The sequence below is a fragment of the Terriglobus roseus genome (genome assembly GCF_900102185.1).
In the GTDB taxonomy this organism is placed as follows: Bacteria; Acidobacteriota; Terriglobia; order Terriglobales; family Acidobacteriaceae; genus Terriglobus; species Terriglobus roseus_A.
In genome coordinates this window covers 4,812,995-4,833,027 of record NZ_LT629690.1, presented here as the reverse complement: position 1 = coordinate 4,833,027, position 20,033 = coordinate 4,812,995, and the positions used below count along the sequence as shown (strand labels likewise).

Sequence of the window (20,033 nt, the reverse complement as noted above, 5' to 3'; positions counted from 1 at the left end):
TAGGTACGGTGCAATGCCCTCGCCTGCGACGGCTGGGTATCATCAGGGGATGGCCTGGTTGTTGCTTCTGGATACGTGTGGCGAAGGCGGTGGTGTTGGGCTGGCCCGAGTGGATGGAGCGACGGCTGCGCTGGTTGCCGAGCGTTTGCTGCCGGGGCGCGAGACACAGGAGCGTCTGATGAGCGCCCTGGATGAGGTTTTCGCCGAGGCTGGCGTTACGGGTTCGGATCTGGACGCGATTGCCGTGGTGCACGGGCCGGGGTCGTTTACAGGAGTTCGCATTGGGCTGGCGGCGGCGAAGGGGTTGGCGGATGCGCTGGATGTGCCGTTGATTGCGATTTCGCGACTGGAGTCGCTGGTTTCGCGGTGGTATGCGGCACGTGGGCCGGAGTCGTTGCATGAGACGGTGCAGGCCTGGCTGGATGCTGGTCGTGGCGATGTGTTTGTGGGTCGGTATCGCGGTGCCGTGCGCGAAGAAGAAGTGATGCTGCCGGGAACAGCCGCTCTTGCTGCTGCGGGAGATGGGCCGGTGGTGGTGATGGAAGACCGGCTGGCGGAGCTACTGCCGCGCGCCTTGCGCGTGAGTCCGGTGGGTGTTCGCGAGGCGTCGGGGATTGCGCTGCGAAAGCTGGTGGCGGGTGAGTTTGCGGACACGGCGCTGCTGGACGCGAACTATCTGCGCGTGCCGGATGCGGAGTTGGCGTTGCGAGCGAAGCAATGCGCCTAATGGTGCGCGCGGCTACAGCCGATGAGTTGCAGCAGGTGTATGAGATCGCTGTGGCGAACCCCTCTGCACCGCAATGGACACTGGCGCAGTTTGCAGAAATTCTGTCGCCCGGCGAAAGCGCGGTGACGCGGGAATTGCTTGTGGCTATGGGAGATACGGCGGTGTTAGGATTCGCCGTGGTCTCCGCAGTGACAATTGTTTATCCGGTAGAAGCAGAGTTGGAGAGCATTGCCGTGGCTCCGGAATGGCACAGGCAGGGCGTGGGCCGTGCGTTGATGCAGGAAGTGTTGCGGTGGGCTGAATCTGCCGGTGCAGCAGAGTTGCGATTGGAAGTTCGTGTGAGCAACACCGGTGCTCAAAAATTGTATGAAGAGAGTGGCTTCCACTCCAACGGAATGCGTCCAAGATATTACGCAAATCCCGTGGAAGACGCTGTTTGCATGATTCGCGGAACCAGCGTCACAAAAGTGTAAGAGAGCCTAACTTCCGGACGGGAACCCGACGGCATAGGTATCATGGAGCAGTATGGTTCGTGATGGTATTTTCTACGCGCTTGGCCTTATCGTGGTCGCGCTTGTGCTTTGGCGATTGACAGGATCCATGGGCATCAGCCTGATTCCAGTGCTGTTGGCAGTTTTCTTTCTATGGTTCTTCCGTGATCCTCCACGCCGCATTCCAAACGGACCGGGCGAGATTGTGTCGCCTGCGGATGGCAAAGTGACTGAGGCGGAGTGGATTGAGACGCCCGACGGCAGCCGTCTGCGACTGAGCATCTTCCTGAATGTGTTTGACGTTCACGTGAACCGGTCGCCCATTGAAGGCACCGTGAAGCTGGTGAACTATAAGACCGGTCTGTACCTGAACGCGATGCGTGCAGACAGCAACGTTCTGAACGAACAGAACGTTGTGGTGATTGAGAACGAGTACTGCTCGATCCAGGTGAAGCAGATTGCCGGACTGCTGGCACGCCGCATTGTGTGCTGGGTGAAGCCGGGCGACACGCTGAAGCGTGGTGAGCGCTTTGGGTTGATCAAGTTCGGTTCGCGCGTGGATGTGCTGATGCCGTCCGATGCAAACCTGAAGGTGCGGCGTGACGATCGCGTGAAGGGCGGTAGCACGGTGTTGGCCACCGTTCCTACCTCCAAGAACAGCGATACGGTGGAAGGCTAGCGTGGAGCCTCGCAAGGGAGGCCGGCCGAGACGTGGGTTGTATGTATTGCCGTCGATCTTTACCGGCGGCAATATCGCGCTTGGCTTTTACGCCATTACGCAGAGCATGCGTGCGACAGCCACGGATTACGCGGCGTTTGACCATGCTGCGCTGGCGATTGCGTTTGCGTTGCCGTTCGATGCGCTGGATGGCCGAATTGCGCGCATGACGAATACGGAAAGCGACTTTGGCCGCGAGTTGGATTCGTTGGCTGACGTGATTACGTTTGGTGTTGCGCCTGCGATTCTTGCTTACACATGGGGCTTTCGGATGCTGCCGCAGATGGCGTATCCGAAGCTGCATCATCGTTTGATTGCGTTTGGACTGGTTGCCGCGTTTCTGTTTTTGATCTGCGGTGCGTGCCGGCTGGCGCGGTTCAATGTGTCCATCAACCCGAAGCCCAGCAATCCTGGAAGGCCGGGGCGCAGATACTTCGTAGGCATGCCGATTCCGGCAGCCGCTGGCGTGATTGCCAGTGTGGTGCATTGCTTTAATGGGTCGCCGATTGATAATCCGTGGATTGCGCTGGTGTGGTTGTGCCTGCTGCTGTTTACCGGATTTTTGATGGTGAGCCGATGGCGCTTTTGGAGCGGCAAAGAGATCACACTGGTTGATAAACAGCCGGTGCGATTGCTGGTTCTGCTGGTGCTGATGGCGGTGCTGCTGGAGGAGTTCTCAGAGTATCTGTTGATCAGCATGGCGCTGGCGTATATGGTGAGCGGCATGTGGGCGCGGCTGATGTATGCGGCGCAGAGTCGACGGGCGCGGCGGATGGGAATGCCGCTGCCGGGTACAAACTAGGTACTTCGTACCGTCCTCGAAACGCTGCGCGTTTGGGATTTCGCTGATTGGAGTCGCAGAGCGATTCCGGGCATCTGAAAGAGATATATGGCTAAGACGAATTACCGCATTGCGGTGGTAGGCGCAGGGTCGCTGTTGGGCAAGGAAATTGGCGACGAGATCGTTGAGAGCCCGCTGGCTTCTGCTGTGACGATCCTGCTGGATAACGAAGAGGCAAGCGGCACGCTGGAATCGATGGGCGATGAAGCCGCGTTTCTGCAGACGATGGAACCTGCTGCGCTGGAGAACGTGGACGTGGCGATCTTTGCGGATGCGAAGATGCTGCGTGAGTATGCCGGTACGGCGCGCGCGATGGGTGCGGCTGTGGTCGACGCGACTGGCACTGATGTTGAAGCGCCGGTGCGGTTGCCGCTGTTGCCCGATGCTGCTCCGCTGGATCTGGAAGCGGCACAGGTGCGTGTGGCGCATCCGGTGACGACGATGTTGGCACTGGCGTTGACCCAGGCGGGACGTGTGGGAACGGTGAAGGCCACGTATGCGACAGTCTTGCAGCCTGCCAGCGAGAATGGCCGCACGGCTCTGGATGAGTTGCAACAGCAGAGCATTAATCTGTTGAACTTCCAGTCGGCACCGACAGAGGAGTTTGATACGCAGGTGGCGTTTAACCTGCTGCCCGCGCTGGGCGAGGCCGCGAAGAATCCGCTGGCGAAGACGGAAGACCGCGTGGTGCGCGAATTGAAGTCGTTGCTGCCGAATGCTTCCCTGCCCGTGTTGCAGTGGTTGCAGGCTCCGGTGTTCCATGGGTTTTCGATTTCGCTGTTTTTGGAGTTTGCGCAGCCGGTCACGCTGGAAGCGGTGAGCGCGGCGATCGCTTCCGAGTCGATGGACCTGGTGGGCGAAGAGGGTGATCCGCCGAGCAATCTTTCGTCGGCTGGACAGGGGCAGGTGCTGGCGCAGGTAAAGGGAGATGGCAATCGCTATGCGGTGTGGCTGGCTGCGGACAACCTCAAGCTGACGGCGAGAACGGCCGTGGCTTGTGCGCTGGAGCTGACGCGGTTACGACCGCTGGGCAAGGTGCAGTAAAGAAAATTGCTACAGACATGCGAAAGCCCCGGATGCCGGGGCTTTTTGCTGTTTCAAGATCCTTGTCCGTATTAGCGGATGACAGGATGAAAGAAGATGAGGCAAAGAACGCCCACAACGCCGAGGCTGATAACAAACGGCTGCCAGAGGCGGTCCGGTAGGGACAGTTCTTCGTGATGGTGGTCGCTCATGGAGATCTCCTTCGGGAACACTACTATCGTACCCGATTTGTGGGCGGGCTTCGTACGCGTCATTTGAGTACGAAGCCCTTTTGCGGCCGATATTCGCGTTAGCTCTTGATGAATGCCAGCAGGTCCGGGTTGAGGACGTCCGCGTGCACGGTCAACATGCCGTGCGGGTATCCGTCGTAAAGCTTCAGCGTGCTGTTTTGCAGCAGCTTTGCGGAAAGCGGGCCGGCGTCCTTGTACGGAACGATCTGGTCATCTGTGCCGTGCAAAACGAGTACGGGAACGGTGATGGCCTTCAGGTCTTCCGTGAAGTCGGTTTCAGAGAAGGTCTTGATGCAGTCGTAATGAGCCTTGGCGCTGCCCATCATGCCCTGACGCCACCAGTTGTGCACCACACCGTCAATCGTCTTCACACCTTCGCGGTTGAAGCCATAGAAGGGACCGGAAGGTAGATCCACGTAGAACTGTGCGCGGTTGGCGGCAAGTGCAGCGCGGAGACCGTCGAAGACTTCGATCGGCAGGCCGCCAGGGTTGCTGTCTGACTTAACCATGATGGGCGGCACCGCGCTGACGAGAACAGCCTTGGCAACGCGGCCGGGCTTGGAACGCGCTACGTATCGAGCAACTTCACCACCGCCGGTGGAATGACCGATGTGCACGGCATTCTTCAAGTCGAGGGCGTCGGCGAGGGCGATCATGTCTGCAGCGTAAGTGTCCATGTCGTTACCGTCCCATGTCTGCGTGGAACGACCGTGGCCGCGGCGATCATGCGCGATGACGCGAAATCCCTTATCGAGGAAGTAGAGCATCTGCGTATCCCAGTCGTCTGCGCTGAGAGGCCATCCGTGATGGAAGACGATGGGCTGTGCGTCCTTCGGACCCCAGTCCTTGAAAAAAATGCTGACTCCGTCCTGCATTTTGAGCGTGTCCATGACGTTCATATCTCCTTGTGATCCGGTTAGAAGGAAGAGGATTTTGCCGCATTTGAGGCCAGCGGTAGGAGGATGTCTCTGGCAAGAGAATGAGGCATTGGTTGCGATATAGATGCCGCAACCGGTACATCCATCGCAAGCATACCGAACAGAAATGAACAGGGTGTATCTGTTCGCTATCCGACGAACCTGGCGCCTCTGCCGAAACTCAATCGGGTGGAGTAAACTTCGGTCTTGGAGGCGAATGTGAACCGAAACCCAATGCGATGGACCGTATTACCTGTGCTGCTTGGGGTCGCCACCACGCTCGCCGCTTCCGCGCCCACGCCATTCACAAACCAGTCGAAGCCGATGAAGGCGCACGTTCGGATTCTGGCTGTGAGCAGTTCGTCACACCAGAGTTTTGCGGGTAATCAGGAAATCTACCTGGCGGATGTCAGCACCAAAGACAACGAACACCAGTTTGTGAAGCTGATAGACCAGTACCCAGGATTTGGGCTGCCTATTCGTCCGGACCTGCTCCGTAGCCAGCAGGTGTTCGAGATGGAAGTGACGCGCGAACCAGAGTGCGATGCCCATGCCTCGGATATCTACCTGCGCCCGGGAGACTCCGTGCTATATGACGGCAGCGTCCGCGACACGCTGAACACGCATGCCGCAGACGCGATTCCCTGCTACAAGACTCTGCACCAGACCATTAAGCTGGCCAAGAAGTAACTACTTGCGGAACAGCTTCAGATCAATCCCAGCTGCCATGGCTGTGTAGCCTGCGTCAGAAGGATGCAGGTGATCGCCTGAATCGTACTTCGGGTTGAACTGCAGCGGATGTTGCGGATCAGCAATGATCTTGTCGAAGTCGATCACACCGTCAAACAGCTTGCTGGTGCGGAAGAATGTGTTCAGGTGTTCGCGGATTTGTTCACCGTCTTCGCTGTAATACTTCGCGCCTTGATACGGCGTCATGGTCGCGGCAATGATCTTCAGGCCTGCAGCATGCGCCTTGTTCGCCAGCGTCGTGTACGCGTCGAGCATTTCCTTTTCAGTAATCGCATCCACTGGTGCGCGGTGCATGTTGCCGATGTCATTGATGCCGTCGAGGAGCACTACATACTTTGCACCCGGCTGCTTTACGACGTCGCGATCAAAGCGATCCAGCGCGCTTGGGCCTGCGCCAAACTTGAGCACGCGGTTGCCACTGATGCCGACGTTGAGAATGCCAAGTCGCTTGGTCTTCTTATTCGCTGCGAGCAGCGGAGCTAACTGATCGGGCCAGCGACGATTGGTATCTGGAGTGGAGCGCGCGCCGTCGGTGATGGAATCGCCGATGGTGACGATCGCAGCAGAGTGGCCTTCCTTATTCACCTCAACGTTCTTGAGGAAGTACCACGAGCTGGTCTTGATGACGCCGGGAGCCGCAGCGGTTTTGGTGTCTGCTCCGGGCTGGGGCTTCACGATGGGCTCCTGCACCGGCGATTCGCTGCGCGAGAGACTGCGCACTGGCGCCGACACATCAGGAGGCTGAATGCCGGGAGGGACGGCCGCAGGTGTCTCAAACTCCTGCGCTGCCACGTCGCCGCCGGGGGCGAACCAGGTGGTGGTCATTCCGAGAGCGTGGTACGTGATGGTGGGCATGGTCTGCGCCGGAATGGATGTCGTGATCACGACATCGGAGAAAATGGGCACTGACTCGACCACCGCGTCGGAGTAGGCGAATTGGCCGGGAGCGATGGTGATTTCAGGGCTGCCATCGAAGGTGAGTGCCTTGTCGGTCGCCGGAAGGATTCTTGATCCAGCGGCCAGGAATGCAACGTGCGCTGCGCGGATATGCAGCGGGGTGGTGCCGAACTCGTTGGTGAACGCGACGCGGAGACGCTTGCCCCCCTGGCTGATGTGCACAACCTGCCGCACGGCCACATCGTCGTATCCCAACGGCAGCTTGGCCTTGTCAGAAGGCTGCGTGAGCGGCATGGCTGCGCTGGTCCAGGTGCCCACCCAGTCTGAGTCTTTCTGAGCAAATCCAGCAGCAGGAAGAAGAGAGGCCAGGACACACAACGGCGCAGCAAAGGAAAGTCGCATGGGCGGAATTGTATTTGGTCGCAGCCACCGCTCGCAGAGGGATTGCCCAGTTAGGTTCCGGCTGGCCATTGTTTCCGTGCGGATGCCGCATCACAGCACTGTAAGATGGCCGCAGGCGATTCTCCGCGGCCCTGCTCAGGCATGCGGAAGCTTCAAAAGAATGGCGGCGCAGTCGCTGCAGTCCTCGATGACGAGGACGATGTGGCGTCGCGTCCCGGGCCAGTTCCCTTCCGCCGCCCAGCGGTCGAATCGGTGCGTCCGCGTCGTGAGATGGTAGACGACTTCACGGAAGACGCCGATACGGAAGCGTTCCTGCGCGCCAGTGGACGTAATCGTCGTATTCGCCGTGGCCTGATCCCCAAGACTCGTAATGGATGGATTATCGCGGGCGTGTCTGTTGGCCTGTCGCTGGTTGCTGTAGCCGCGGGCTGCTACACCGCGATGCGCTACATGACGACGAGCGATACCTTCCGCATTACTTCGTCGCAGCAGATGGAATTGGATGGCAACAGTCATCTTTCACGCGCGCAGATGCTCAGTGTTTTTGGTGAGGATGTGGATCGCAATATCTTCCACGTTCCCTTGCAGGAGCGACGTGCGCAACTGGAACAGATGCCCTGGGTGGAACACGCCACGGTGATGCGGCTGCTGCCGAATCGTCTGCGTGTGCATGTGACGGAGCGTGTTCCTGTGGCGTATTTGCGGCAGGGCGGAGACATTGGCCTGATTGATGCCAGCGGCGTGGTTCTGGATATTCCGCCGGATGCTCCGGGCAATGCACGTTACACCTTCCCCGTGATCACGGGGATCAAAGGCGCCGATGCAGCGACGTCGCGTCAGCAGAAGATGCAGCTTTTTGCCGCGTTTTTGAAGGATCTGGATTCGGATGGCAAGAATACATCGTCGCAACTGAGCGAAGTGGACCTGTCCGACCCTGAGGATGTGAAGGCGCTGATTCCGTATAGCAATCAGGACGTGATGGTGCACTTTGGCACGCAGGACTTCCTGAAGCGCTTCCATAAGTTTCAGGAACACATTCCCGAGTGGCACACTACGTATCCGCGTTTGAGCGGTGTGGATATGCGCTACGAACGGCAAGTGGTGCTGCAGATGCCGGCCAAGGATTCCACCGTGGTCAGTGGGCCTGCGGCTGCTGACGCTACCGTTGCACAGAATCCTGCGCCCTCGCAGAAGAGTGCACCGGTGCAGGTGGCGAAGGTCAACGCACCTGTGAAGACGCCTGCGCCTGTGGCGAAGGTAAGTGTTCCGGTGAAGGCTCCTGCTCCTGCGGCGAAAACGGTAGTGGTGAACACGCCTGCACGACCAACGGCGCCTGCGGCGCACAAGCCATCGACCAAAGCGCAGGAGAAGGAAGCCGCGACGCGTAAGCGTGTGGAAGCGATTAAGGCCTGGATGGCGAAGCGAGAGAAAGCCCGCAGCGCTGCGAAGGCAACGGCAAAGGCTGAGTAGTCGTCAGGATGGATACCCCCTTCAGCAAAAGCCAAAAGGGGCTGCAACACCGCAGTATCATGCACGAAGGAGTCGTGGCGTTCTGTGAAAGAGAAGAACGACAATCTGATCACCGTATTGGACGCCGGTAGCCAGAAGAGTTGCGTGCTGGTGGCGGAGTTGCAGGACGGCGTGCTGCGTTATCGCGGCCACGGGATTGAACGCTCCAAAGGCATGCGCAAGGGACTGATTGCGGAGCTTGGCCCTGCGGCCGACGCTATCAATCGCGCGGCTCTGACTGCGGAACGCATGACGCGCATCGGTATTGAAACGGCCGTTGTGGGCATTGGCGGCACGCACGTGAAAGGCATCAATTCACGCGGCGGTATCTCCATGGGTAGCCGTATGCGCGAGATTACGCGTGAAGAAGTACGCGCCGCGGTGGATCGTGCGCGGTCGGTTGCGCTGCCCGCAGACCGCGAGATTCTGCACCTGTTGCCGCAGGAATTCATCCTGGATGACCAGCCCGGTATTCACGATCCCATTGGCATGGTGGGCACGAAGCTGGAGGTGAATCTTCACCTCTCGACATGCAGCGGTGGCGTGGCGCAGAGCGTGGTGACGTGTGCGAATCGTGCGGGACTGGAAGTGGTGGACACGGTGTACGAAGGCATTGCTTCCGCTGAATCAGTCCTAAGTGCCGATGAGCGCGAGTTGGGTGTTTGCCTTGCTGACATTGGAGCCAGCACCACGGAACTGGTTGTGTTCTTTGAGGGTTCGGTAGCTCACACCGCCGTGTTGCCGATTGGTGGCGATCACTTTACGAATGATCTTGCCGTGGGGCTGCATGTGAGCACGGAAGAGGCCGAGCAGTTGAAGCTGATGTATGGCAACTGCGTGGTGACCAGCGTGCCTTCGTTGAACGAGATCGAAGTGGGCGGCAACCTGTCTACGGGTGGATCGACGGCGCCACGGCTCGTCCGGCAGCGTTTTCTGGCAGAGATTCTGGAGCCGCGTGCGCGTGAGCTGTTCACCATGCTGCGTGACAATCTGCGTCAGGGCGGAGTTCTGGAAGCGCTGGGCACAGGCGCCGTGCTGACTGGCGGAGGCGCAAAACTGGCTGGTTTGCTGGATGTGGCGGAGAGCCTGTTGCGTACGCCTGCGCGTATTGGATCGCCAGTGCCGCTGTCGCGTATGCCGCAGGAGCTGGCGGGACCGGAGTTCGCCACTGCCATCGGAATGCTGCTTTACACCCATCGCACCCAGGTGCGCCGCGCCAGCGAAGAGATGGGCCTGAAACAGAAGCTGAAATCGCTATTTGCAGGTAGCTTCTAAAGGACTCCCCGGTTCCTGCTGCCATGCAGGTAAACTCATTAACATATGAAGTTGAAGTTCCTGCATCTGGTTCTGGCGGCAGCTGCGCTGCCTCTCGTCACGGTTCATGCAAATGCCCAGTTGGGCATCTACGGCACCATCAACGTGGAACGCGCGGCGGGCGTGGCCTGCAAGGACGCTCCTCTTCCCTGCTCGTATAACGATGGCGTTGATCGCGCGATTGGCGGCGGTGGTGGCGCGTACTACCAGTGGAAGCAGATGGGACCGGCGCTGTTGGGTGTCGACGTGCGCGGCGACATTTACAAGAGCAACAAGTCCGCCTCGTACGTTCTGTCGGGTCAGAATGCGTTCCGCATGGACAGCGCGCTGGGCGGCGTTCGTGCCAGCTTCTCCGCGGATAAGGGCTTTCTGACGCCGTACGGCGAAGTGCTCTTTGGATGGAATCGGCGTGATCGCATCGACAACTTCTTCGCTTATCGCGTTGTGGGCGGACTCGACATCAACCTGCTGCCGATCATGGCCGTTCGTCTGCCCGAAGTGGGCATTGGACAGAACATTGGCATGGGCGGCGTGAAGTCAAACACGGTTGAGTCAGTGAGTGTTGGTATCGTGTTTCACACGCAGCGTAACCGCTAGGACTCAGCGAACCTGAGAACACAAGAAGGCCCGGCATTTGCCGGGCCTTCTTCGTTGCCATACACACTTTTAGTGGCTGAGATGCGCCGAAATATCTTCCAGGGATACGTTGCTTGTCTCGGGATACAGCGTGCTCACGAGCACCAGATCCAGCACCATCATGGCTGAGAAGAACCAGAAGGTTGCAGCGCTGGAGCGGCGCAGCATGACTGGGAATGCGTACGAGATGATCGCGTTGAAAATCCAGTGCGATGAGCTTCCCAATGCTTGTCCCTTTGCGCGAACCGCGGTGGGGAAGACTTCGCTGATGTAGACCCACACCACTGCGCCCTGCGAGAAAGCGAAGCATGCGATGTATGCCATGAGCAGCCAGACCAACAGGGTCTTATGCGCATCCATGTGGAAGACCAGGCCCACCAGGAAGAGACAGATGACGAGGCCGAATGTGCCAGTGAGCAGCAGCTTCTTGCGGCCGATCTTGTCGATCAGCGACATGGCAATCAGCGTTGCTACCAGATTCGTTGCGCCTACTGCGACAGACTGGCCTGCACTGGAGATGCTGGTAGCTCCGCCGAGACGGAAGATGTCGCTCAGGTAATAGAGGATGGCGTTGATGCCGGAGAACTGGGTGAACGCACCCACTGTTACCGCAACAAAGATGCCGCGTGCATGTGCCTTGCGGAACAGCGGCATGTGAGCCACGGCGCGCTCTTCGTTGATCTCTTTTTCAATGCGATCCAAACGCTTTTGCGGGTCAGGATCGCCGATGAGGTTCAGCACTTTCAGTGCTTCTTCACGGCGTCCCATCATGGCCAGCCAACGCGGGCTGCGGGGAATGCCGAATAGCGCAACAACGAATAACGCTGCGGGAATTGCTGCAACGCCAAGCTGCCAGCGCCACTCGGTTGAACCGAGGTGCTGAAGGCCAATGACGTAGTTCGACAGATAGGCGATGAGAACGCCCACAACAATGTTGACCTGGAAGAAGCCCACCAGACGTCCGCGGTATTGCGCTGGTGAAAGCTCAGAGATGTACATGGGACCCAGCACGCTGGAACCGCCGATGGCCAGGCCGCTGAGAACACGGAAGACGATGAGTGACGGCCAGCTCCACGCAAAGGCGCAGCCCAATGCCGCGATGAAGTACAGCGCAGCCATGATGCGGAGGCTGTCGCGACGCCCAAGCTTTTGGCCCGGAATGCCGGCGGTCAACGCACCAATCACAGTGCCGATGAGTGCGGAGGCTACGGTGAAACCAAGTCCGCTGGGAGACAGGTTATAAAGCGCTGTCAAAGAGGCGTTGGTGCCTGAAACAACTACTGTGTCAAAGCCAAAGAGCAAGCCGCCGAGACCGGCCACTGCTGTTGCGCGTATTACCTGCGCATTGATCTGCATACGCCTCCGAAAAATTGCCAGAAAGTGTTCACTGCGCACTGTACATGGATGAGTGCATTCCGCGAAACTTTCGGGTTCTCTTACCTGTAAGCGCCTCTTCGAGAGGCCGGGGTTTTGAGAAATTGCAGGGGAGGAATCAAGTATGGAACTCTGCGCGAGATTCGGCGGGGTTTTGCACGAGCGTCCGCACAGTGCAACGTGACAGAATCACAGAAAGCGCATTGTGCAAATGCGCAAAGCTGTTTCGCATTTGCGATTGTGTTTTTCCCCCTGCCGGAATGAAGGAGCCCCACCATGATGCCCGATGAAGATCTGCGAATCCACTACCACGACGACATGCAGCGCGGCGCGCGCATCAAGGTCATCGGTGTAGGTGGCGGCGGTAATAACGCTGTGAATCGCATGATCGCAGCAGGCGTGGAAGGCGTGGAGTTCATCGCAGCGAACACGGATGTTCAGGCGCTGAAAACCTCCATGGCTCCGGTAAAGCTGCAGCTTGGCGTGAAGCTGACCAGCGGGCTGGGCGCGGGTGCAAACCCTGACGTGGGGCGTCGTGCAGCACTGGAAGATTCCGACAAGATCATTGAAGCGCTGGAAGGCGCAGACATGGTGTTCGTCACCACCGGACTTGGTGGAGGAACCGGCACCGGCGCGGCTCCGGTTATTGCATCGCTGGCCAGCGAAATGGGCGCGCTGACGGTTGCCGTGGTTACGCGGCCGTTCTCCTTTGAAGGCAAGCGCCGCATGATGCAGGCGGAGCGCGGTTTGCAAGAGTTGCTTGAGGCCGTCGATACGGTCATTGTGATTCCGAACGAGAAGCTGCTGGCAGTGGCGAAGGATGCTGGCTTCTTTGAGTCGTTCCGCATTGCGGACGATGTGCTTCGTCAGGGCGTGCAGGGTATTTCCGACATCATCACCATTCCCGGCATCATCAACCGCGACTTTGCTGACGTGAAGACAACGATGGCGGGCATGGGCTATGCAGTGATGGCCACCGGTGTTCGCAGCGGCGACAACCGCGCGCGCGAGGCTGCCCAGGCTGCCATGGCATCGCCTTTGCTGGAAGCTGGCGCGATCGACGGCGCACGCGGCATCCTGATCAATATCACCGGCTCGTCGTCCCTGAAGCTGAGCGAAGTCAATGATGCGGCTGTGCTTATCCAGGATGCTGCACACGAAGACGCCAACATTATCTTTGGTGCTGTGCAGGACGAAAAGATGGGTGATGAGATCAAGATCACCGTCATTGCCACTGGCTTCAAGGAGCCGAAGCAGGATGGCCTGGAGCGTCGTGAGCGCCTTCTGGAACCCGGTCAGGCCCGTTCCGCGACCGAACAGGGCTATGTTCCGCCGATTCAGCCGCGTTACGTGGCACCGCCACCAGCCCCCGTTCAGCAGCAGGCTGCGCCGCAGCAATCCGCTGCACCGCCGGTTCGGTCGGTTCCGCAGCAGACATTTCCGGTGGCGCAACCTTCGTACGGGACACCCACTCCGGTAGCGCAGCAGCCGCAGAACTTTGTGCCGCAGACTGCGGAAGGATCGCAGGCACCTTCGTTCTCTGCGCAGCCGCAACCCGTTCGTCCAGAGGCAGTTCCGGTTTTTCATGCGGAGCCGCAGACGACTCCCGCCCCGGCCAATCCGGTCTTCACGACCACGCCAGAGCCGCCGCAGACGTTCACCAAGCAGACTGAGCCTTCAGAACTGGTGCCGGTACCGGCCAGCGTCTTTGACGACGACTTTTTCCTTCGGCCTCGCCGCGAAGACGGCACTTATGTGGTGGAAGAAACCACAATTCGGGTGGAAGAGACCACGATTCGTACGGATGTCCGCGTGCCCTCCTTTGGGGGACTAGCGCCTGCTGAACCGCAAGAAGAGCACGACGAACTCGACATCCCCGCATTTTTGCGCCGGGGAAGCCTGTAACTTAGTCTGGAAACTGCCCGGATTGGGCTCCAGACGTCTAAATTTCAGGGACCGGGAGATCTGCGGCAGGGGACCGCAGACCGAGCGTCCTTCCCGCCTCGCGACGATTGCGAGGCGAGTCTATGAAGGAGTTTCGTGCCGATGCGTTTTCTTTCACCCCTGCGTGTTGCGGCCTGTTCCCTGCTTGCTCTTTCTGCTGTTGTGGCCACACCGGCCATGACGAAGAACACGAAACAAGCCCACCACAGCAAGTCGCAGTTGGCACATAGCTCCACGGCGCACACATCCACAAAGAAGACTCGCAAGGCGGCTACCGCTACCAACGTGGTCGTGGTGACGCACGGCAAGCGCCGTGTGGTTCGCCGCGTCCGTTATGTCGAGCACTTTAGCGCACCGTCGTTCGCCACGAACGTGGACAACATCACGCTGGGCGATGTCACCTCCGGAGAAGATCCGCTTGTCCGCGCATCGTTGATTCAGGCGCTGGGCAACATGAACGGTACCGCACTGGCGATTGATCCGCAGAACGGTCGCGTGTTGGCGATGGTGAACCAGAAGCAGGCGCTGGGACCCGGCGCAGAGCCGTGTTCCACCATCAAGCTGACCGTGGCGCTGGCGGCGCTGTCCGAAGGCATCATCACCAAGGACACGCCCGTGAACCTGGGCCATGGTTACAAGATCGACCTGACGTATGCTCTTGCCCGGTCGATCAATCCTTACTTTGAAGAGTTGGGTCGCCAGATGGGCTTTGAGACCGTGAAGCACTACGCCAACCAGTTTGGTCTGGGCGAGCTTGCGGGCTACAACATTGCGGGCGAGCAGCTTGGTGTTTATCCGGATCATCCGCTGCCGGAATCGAAGGGCGGCGTGGGCAGAATGTGCTCCTTCGGCGAAAGCGTAGAGATGACGCCGCTGCAGCTTGGCGCCATCGTGGCGGCCATTGCGAATGGCGGTTCGCTGTTCTATCTGCAGCACCCGACAACGCCTGACGAGATTGCCAACTTTCAGCCGCGCCTGAAGCGCACGCTGAACATTCAGAAGTACATTCCGGACATGCTGCCTGGCATGGCGGGCGCTGTGGACGCTTCATACGGTACGGCGCGTAGTCTGCGGACCAACTTCAGCGAGTTCCCCATCCTTGGCAAGACCGGCACGTGCTCTGACAATGGAACGCGCTTTGGTTGGTTTGCGGGGTATGGCGATGGGCCCAACGGCCGCATCGTAACTGTCTTCTTCCTCACCGGTGGACGGCCTACCTTTGGACCGAAGGCCGCTGAACTCACGGGCGTCTTCTATCGTGCGCTTGCGGATAAGAGTTACTTCCAGCAGCACGCTGTTCCGCAGGTGGCGACATCGCCGGCGACCGATCCGTCAGCCGCTGCGACAGCCGTTCCTGGACAGAGCCCGACACCAGCAGCTTTACCTACCAGCAGTCTTCCTGCAACGGAGACAACGGGAACACCTTCAACGGCTCCGCTGCCAACGGGATTTGCGAAGCCCTGCGCCGTGAATGCAACCACCTGCTAATACGACGCATTTTGAATGACAGGAGCCCGGCGCATTGCCGGGCTCTTTCTTCTTAGAATGGAGCAGCATGAAGATCCTCACCGCAGCCGAGATGTCCGCCGCAGACCGCGCTACCGCCGAGCGTTTTGGAGTTCCCTTTGGCGAACTGATGGAACATGCAGGAACCGCCGTGGCGAAGTTCACGCAGCAGCAGTACCCAACGGCGAAGAACATTCTTGTACTTGCCGGAGCTGGGAACAACGGTGGTGATGGATTTGTTGCAGCGCGCGTGTTGCTTCAATCTGGCCGCAATGTGGAAGTGCTTCTGCTAGGCGATGCCGCGAAATTGAAGGGCGATGCTGCGGCGGCCTATCAATCGCTGGATGGTTCTGTTGTGCGCATTCTTGCAGATGAGGCGGCAGTAAAGGAGTCGTTGCCCAATGCGATTCGTGAAGCTGATGTTCTTCTGGATGCCCTTGTTGGCACAGGCTTCACGCCGCCGTTACGTGGCTCCGCTGCCGTAGCGCGCGATATCGTTGCAGATACAACGATTTCGGTGATCGCGGTTGATCTTCCCAGTGGATGGGACGCAAACCTTACAGAGACGTACGCCGATGGAGCGTTTCGCGCGAATGCAGTTGTCACCTTCACTGCGCCAAAGCTTGCGCATGCATTCGGGCACCTCACCGCGCCAGATGTTTTTGGACCTGTCGTTGTCGCGCCGATTGGCTCTCCGGATGCAGCTATCGAAAGTGAGCAAAAGCTCACATGGACAGGCGCTGCAAAACGCATCTTCGAAACCCCACGTCCTTTTGAATCCAACAAGGGCATGTATGGCCATGTATTACTCATCGGTGGCGCGGCAGGTAAGGCAGGCGCGCCTTCCATGTCATCGTTGGCTGCGCTGCGTGCGGGTGCAGGCTTAGTCACGGCTGCTGTACCAACGTCGATCCTGAATACGGTTGCACTGATCACGCCGGAACTCATGACGCATCCGCTCAGCGAAGATGCAACCGGCTCTGTTGCGCTTGCAAACCTTCAGTCGAAAGACCAATGGTTGAAGAAGATTTCTGTTCTTGCCATTGGTCCGGGGTTAGGTACAAATGGCGAAGCCTCTGAGTTTGTTCGGCGTCTTGTACTGGAGAGCGATATTCCACTGGTGTTGGATGCTGACGGACTAAACGCATTCAAAGATCAGGCTGCATTACTGAACGAAGCTTCACGTAACGGTGCGCGCACGATCGTTCTTACACCGCATCCAGGAGAGATGGGAACGCTGCTCGGCATCACGGCAAAACAGGTGCAGGCGGATCGATTGAATCTGGCACGCGACTTCGCACAGCAGCATGGTGTGACACTAGTGCTGAAGGGTTCGCGCACACTGGTTGCGCATCCCGATGGTTCGATTGCTGTAAACACCACGGGCAATCCATCCATGGCGAAGGGCGGTTCCGGAGATATCCTTACCGGCATTGTTGCTGCGTGTCTTGCGCAAAAGCCAAACCAAGTTCGCGAAGCCGTAGCGTCTGCCGTTTATCTGCATGGGCTTGCGGGTGACTTCGCTGCGCGTGAGATGGACGAGCACACGGTGCTTGCTACGGACACGGTCGCTCATCTCAGCAGAGCCTTCCGTTATCGCACAGCAGACAGCATTGGCGATTGGATCTGCGGTCTGCACGATTGATTCTGCGGCCGTGTCGTGCAAACATCAGCACCATGAAGCGAGTACTTCATTTCTTTTGCAGCGTTGTTCTTGCATGCGCCACGCTCCACGCACAGGCACCTTCGTTCCGCATTACTCCGCTGCGTCCTGTGGAGCAGTTGCGTGCCGAGGCGCTTCAGGCACAGCCGCCCAAAGAGACTGGAAACTTCCGCGCAGCGGATCTTGTGGAACTCATCACGCTCGATCCCACAATCAAGCTCGACATTCGCTATGCGACTTCAAACAACTTCCTTGGAACGCCGGTGTACACGCAGGCTCGTGCATTCCTGCAGCGGCCCGCGGCGGAAGCTGTGGTGCGCGCCAGCAACGCGCTGCGTCCGCTTGGATATGGGTTGATCATTCACGACGCATACCGCCCGTGGTACGTGACAAAAATCTTCTGGGACGCAACGCCGAACCATCAGAAGATTTTCGTTGCGGATCCGAAAGCCGGATCGAAACATAATCGCGGTTGCGCCGTGGATCTTTCTCTTTATGACTTGAAAACGGGTGAGGAAGTAACCATGCCCAGCGGTTATGACGAGATGACAGAACGCGCCTATGCCGATTATTCCGGCGGCACCGCAGAAGAACGGCAATTGCGCAGTGTTCTTCGTCACGCCATGACCAAGGAAGGGTTTGAGGTGAATCCAACGGAGTGGTGGCACTTTGATTACCGCGACTGGAGGCAGTACCCCATCATGAACATTCCGTTCGAGAGCATTCGATAGGCAACCTAACTAACGGTTATCGATTTCGGACATCCGTCGTGCCATTGCTTGTCCCATGGCAGGCACATGTCCCGCGAGGCCAAGAATGGCTTCTCGCAGTAGCGGTGTCAGTGGGTTCTGAGACAGCGCCAGCTTCGTCATCTTGTCCGTGGTGTTCACGACGGAATGCGCGATCTTCAAACGCTTCTCTTCCCATGAAGCCAGTTCCGATTCATCGCCAGTACGAAGCGCTGTTGCCAATGCGCTTGCCAGAGAGACCGCATCCTGTATGCCGGTGTTCATTCCTTGGCCACCCGCAGGCGAGTGTACGTGCGCCGCATCGCCAGCGATGAGCACGCGGCCCTGCCGCAGTTTGCGCGCCACGCGATGTTGAATGCGGAATCGCGAAGACCACACCACGCGCTGCACCTTTGCGCCGGGAATGGTGCGTGTATCCAGGATGCGCTGACAATCGTTGACTGTCGGATTTTTGGGAGCGTCTTCCTGCGTGGCGATGATGCGCCAGATGTTGTTTGGCAAAGGCGCGATCAGAGTGATGCCTTCGTCGCCTAAAAACATTTCCAACATATTCGCGGTGGCATGTGGCGAGAGCGGCCAATCCATCTCGACATCCGCCAGAACGAACGACTCTTCGTAATCGCCACCAGTGAAGGCAATGCCCGCAGCCTGACGCACCGTGCTGTGCAGACCATCGCAACCAACTACCCAGCGCGCACACAGATCCTGAACGAGCGTGCCTGCAGCGGTATAAGTTACCGTGACGCAATCCGCAGTTTGAGTGAGCGAATTGACCTCGATGGGCCTGTGAATGGAGGCGCCCAGGTCCCGCAGCTTTGTCACCAGGATTTCTTCGGTGAGATTCTGCGGGAGAGCTAATGCAAACGGATACTTTGTTGGCAGCTCATCAAAGGCAATGGTGGCCTTGATGGTGCCCCCCTTTGCCCGCATATTCCCAGCACGCAATGGGATACCGCGCGCCACCATCGTGTCGCTGATGCCGAGTGGCTCCAGCACCTCCAACGTTCGAGCGTGAACTACGGTTGCGCGCGATGTATTTGCACCTTCAGTTACCCGGTCAAACAACATGGGCGTAATGCCAAGTCGCCGCAATTCCGCTGCCAGCGCCAATCCCGTAGGTCCTGCACCCACAATGATCACGTCTTCCATGCGCGTTGCCATGTGTCCAAGTCCCTCCGTGCACTCACGTTACGGTCACACGACCGGATTTCGTCACAATCTTTATAAAACGGATGCATTTACGGAATCTTCAGATAGCTGACGATATGCCGACGACGCCAGAATGCGTGACAACCCTGCGGGTGACAGAGTTCATCCCAATTGTTGATGCGAACCGCTATGCACAGCGCAATCCTGCTGTTCTTCACAATCGCCCTTGCGGCGCAAACCAGTTCTCTGGCAGCCGCACCACCAGCCCAGGGTGCGATCTCCGTCGCTGGAAATGGCAGTGCTGCAAGCGACGACGCCTCTCTACGGATTGCGACCATGCGCAATACGCTGGGCATTGCCACGGGCACGCCTATTGAAGTGCACCTGGATAGCGATATAGACAGCGCACACGCTGCCAACGGCCAGAAACTGCACGGCAAACTGGCCAAAGCTGCTGGCAATGCTCCAGCAGGTAGTCCGGTAGAGCTAACGGTGGTTACCGTGGCTGCGGCCGGACAAATGTCCAGCGCCGGCGAACTGAGTCTTCAGATTGCGCGAATCAATGGTCAGGATGAGTTAAGCCAGGTGATTACGCAGCAAGGCAAGCAGGGGCAACGAGAGACGGCCGATGCCGCCCCCGCAAAGGGTACTGAGGCGAGCATCTCGCCTCAGCAGACACTGATTTTTCCAGCCTACTGAGCTACCCGGCGGCTAGGCCTTACCGATAGCCTCAAGCATCTCTGCTGCATGGCCTTCCGGCTTTACCTTGCGGAATTCAGCTGAGAGTTTGCCTTCGCGATCAAACAAGAACGTTGATCGCTCAATTTTGATCACGGGCTTGCCATACATGGTGGCGTCGCGCACCACATCAAACTTTTTGGCTACAGTTAGTTCCGGATCTGCCAACAGGGTGTAAGGCAGCGAAAATTTTGTGGCGAACTTCTTCTGCTTCGACTCTGTATCGCGCGAAATGCCCAGCAAAATCGCCCCTGCGGACTTCAGTTTGCTGTAAATGTCGCGAAATTCGCAGGCTTCTACGGTGCAGCCCGGCGTGTCTGCGCGAGGGTAGAAAAACAGCACCACGGGCGATCCGCGAAACTGTGAAAGAGAGACGCTGTTGCCGTCCTGGTCGTTGAGCGTAAAGTCTACGATGTCGCCAATCTTCATAGTTC

The 20,033-nt window shown here is 58.5% G+C and carries 19 protein-coding genes; 14 read left to right on the top strand and 5 right to left on the bottom strand.

Annotated features, from left to right (window positions below; translation table 11 throughout):
* The first annotated feature begins 49 nt into the window (after nt 1-49).
* The 5 genes from tsaB (at nt 50) to BLT38_RS20295 (ending at nt 3,821) form a co-directional block, all read left to right on the top strand.
* Nucleotides 50-727, top strand: a complete 678-nt coding sequence (gene tsaB, locus BLT38_RS20315) for a tRNA (adenosine(37)-N6)-threonylcarbamoyltransferase complex dimerization subunit type 1 TsaB (protein WP_172838368.1) — start codon at nt 50-52, stop codon at nt 725-727.
* On the top strand, nt 718-1,200 hold the full coding sequence (rimI, locus tag BLT38_RS20310) for a ribosomal protein S18-alanine N-acetyltransferase (protein WP_083346806.1): 483 nt from the start codon (nt 718-720) through the stop codon (nt 1,198-1,200). The genes tsaB and rimI overlap by 10 nt, the downstream gene beginning before the upstream one ends.
* Before the next feature lie 52 nt (nt 1,201-1,252).
* Entirely contained in the window at nt 1,253-1,897 is a 645-nt protein-coding gene (locus tag BLT38_RS20305) for a phosphatidylserine decarboxylase family protein (RefSeq protein ID WP_083346805.1), read from the top strand.
* 1 nt (nt 1,898) lies between these two features.
* Entirely contained in the window at nt 1,899-2,738 is an 840-nt protein-coding gene (gene pssA / locus BLT38_RS20300; RefSeq protein ID WP_156785234.1) for a CDP-diacylglycerol--serine O-phosphatidyltransferase, read from the top strand.
* Between the two features lie 87 nt (nt 2,739-2,825).
* On the top strand, nt 2,826-3,821 hold the full coding sequence (locus BLT38_RS20295; RefSeq protein ID WP_083346803.1) for an Asd/ArgC dimerization domain-containing protein: 996 nt from the start codon (nt 2,826-2,828) through the stop codon (nt 3,819-3,821).
* Nucleotides 3,822-4,110: 289 nt separating this feature from the next.
* Here the strand turns inward: BLT38_RS20295 and BLT38_RS20285 are convergent, their stop codons facing one another.
* Entirely contained in the window at nt 4,111-4,941 is an 831-nt protein-coding gene (locus tag BLT38_RS20285; RefSeq protein ID WP_083347233.1) for an alpha/beta fold hydrolase, read from the bottom strand.
* Between the two features lie 246 nt (nt 4,942-5,187).
* Here BLT38_RS20285 and BLT38_RS20280 point away from each other — a divergent pair, with 246 nt between their 5' ends.
* Nucleotides 5,188-5,658, top strand: a complete 471-nt coding sequence (locus BLT38_RS20280) for a hypothetical protein (protein ID WP_172838367.1) — start codon at nt 5,188-5,190, stop codon at nt 5,656-5,658.
* On the opposite strand, the gene BLT38_RS20275 is transcribed toward BLT38_RS20280, so the two are convergent.
* Nucleotides 5,659-7,017, bottom strand: coding sequence for a GDSL-type esterase/lipase family protein (locus tag BLT38_RS20275; protein ID WP_083346800.1), 1,359 nt, complete (start codon nt 7,015-7,017; stop codon nt 5,659-5,661).
* Nucleotides 7,018-7,158: 141 nt separating this feature from the next.
* Here BLT38_RS20275 and BLT38_RS20270 point away from each other — a divergent pair, with 141 nt between their 5' ends.
* The 3 genes from BLT38_RS20270 (at nt 7,159) to BLT38_RS20260 (ending at nt 10,437) form a co-directional block, all read left to right on the top strand.
* Nucleotides 7,159-8,487 carry a cell division protein FtsQ/DivIB gene (locus BLT38_RS20270; protein WP_231966642.1) on the top strand — a complete coding sequence of 443 codons (1,329 nt, stop codon included), beginning with the start codon at nt 7,159-7,161 and terminating at the stop codon, nt 8,485-8,487.
* An 84-nt stretch (nt 8,488-8,571) separates the two neighbouring features.
* On the top strand, nt 8,572-9,801 hold the full coding sequence (gene ftsA / locus BLT38_RS20265) for a cell division protein FtsA (protein WP_083346798.1): 1,230 nt from the start codon (nt 8,572-8,574) through the stop codon (nt 9,799-9,801).
* Between the two features lie 45 nt (nt 9,802-9,846).
* The gene (locus tag BLT38_RS20260; RefSeq protein ID WP_083346797.1) at nt 9,847-10,437 is read left to right on the top strand and encodes a hypothetical protein; all 591 of its coding nucleotides are present in this window, start codon (nt 9,847-9,849) and stop codon (nt 10,435-10,437) included.
* Nucleotides 10,438-10,506: 69 nt separating this feature from the next.
* On the opposite strand, the gene BLT38_RS20255 is transcribed toward BLT38_RS20260, so the two are convergent.
* A complete protein-coding gene (locus BLT38_RS20255; protein ID WP_083346796.1) occupies nt 10,507-11,832 on the bottom strand; it encodes a sugar porter family MFS transporter in 1,326 nt (441 codons plus the stop codon).
* 294 nt (nt 11,833-12,126) lie between these two features.
* Here BLT38_RS20255 and ftsZ point away from each other — a divergent pair, with 294 nt between their 5' ends.
* The 4 genes from ftsZ (at nt 12,127) to BLT38_RS20235 (ending at nt 17,694) form a co-directional block, all read left to right on the top strand.
* Entirely contained in the window at nt 12,127-13,755 is a 1,629-nt protein-coding gene (gene ftsZ / locus BLT38_RS20250; RefSeq protein WP_083346795.1) for a cell division protein FtsZ, read from the top strand.
* 141 nt (nt 13,756-13,896) lie between these two features.
* Nucleotides 13,897-15,282 carry a penicillin-binding transpeptidase domain-containing protein gene (locus BLT38_RS20245; protein ID WP_083346794.1) on the top strand — a complete coding sequence of 462 codons (1,386 nt, stop codon included), beginning with the start codon at nt 13,897-13,899 and terminating at the stop codon, nt 15,280-15,282.
* A gap of 67 nt (nt 15,283-15,349) precedes the next feature.
* Nucleotides 15,350-16,945: an NAD(P)H-hydrate dehydratase gene (locus tag BLT38_RS20240; protein WP_083346793.1), complete on the top strand. Its 1,596-nt coding sequence runs from the start codon at nt 15,350-15,352 to the stop codon at nt 16,943-16,945.
* Nucleotides 16,946-16,977: 32 nt separating this feature from the next.
* Nucleotides 16,978-17,694, top strand: coding sequence for a M15 family metallopeptidase (locus tag BLT38_RS20235; RefSeq protein WP_083347232.1), 717 nt, complete (start codon nt 16,978-16,980; stop codon nt 17,692-17,694).
* Between the two features lie 9 nt (nt 17,695-17,703).
* Here BLT38_RS20235 and BLT38_RS20230 read toward each other — a convergent pair whose 3' ends face one another.
* Nucleotides 17,704-18,873 carry an FAD-dependent oxidoreductase gene (locus tag BLT38_RS20230; RefSeq protein WP_083346792.1) on the bottom strand — a complete coding sequence of 390 codons (1,170 nt, stop codon included), beginning with the start codon at nt 18,871-18,873 and terminating at the stop codon, nt 17,704-17,706.
* A gap of 177 nt (nt 18,874-19,050) precedes the next feature.
* Here BLT38_RS20230 and BLT38_RS20225 point away from each other — a divergent pair, with 177 nt between their 5' ends.
* Complete coding sequence (locus tag BLT38_RS20225) at nt 19,051-19,560, top strand: hypothetical protein (RefSeq protein WP_083346791.1); 510 nt, start codon at nt 19,051-19,053, stop codon at nt 19,558-19,560.
* Between the two features lie 12 nt (nt 19,561-19,572).
* Here BLT38_RS20225 and BLT38_RS20220 read toward each other — a convergent pair whose 3' ends face one another.
* Nucleotides 19,573-20,028: a peroxiredoxin gene (locus BLT38_RS20220; RefSeq protein WP_083346790.1), complete on the bottom strand. Its 456-nt coding sequence runs from the start codon at nt 20,026-20,028 to the stop codon at nt 19,573-19,575.
* Between the last annotated feature and the right edge of the window lie 5 nt (nt 20,029-20,033).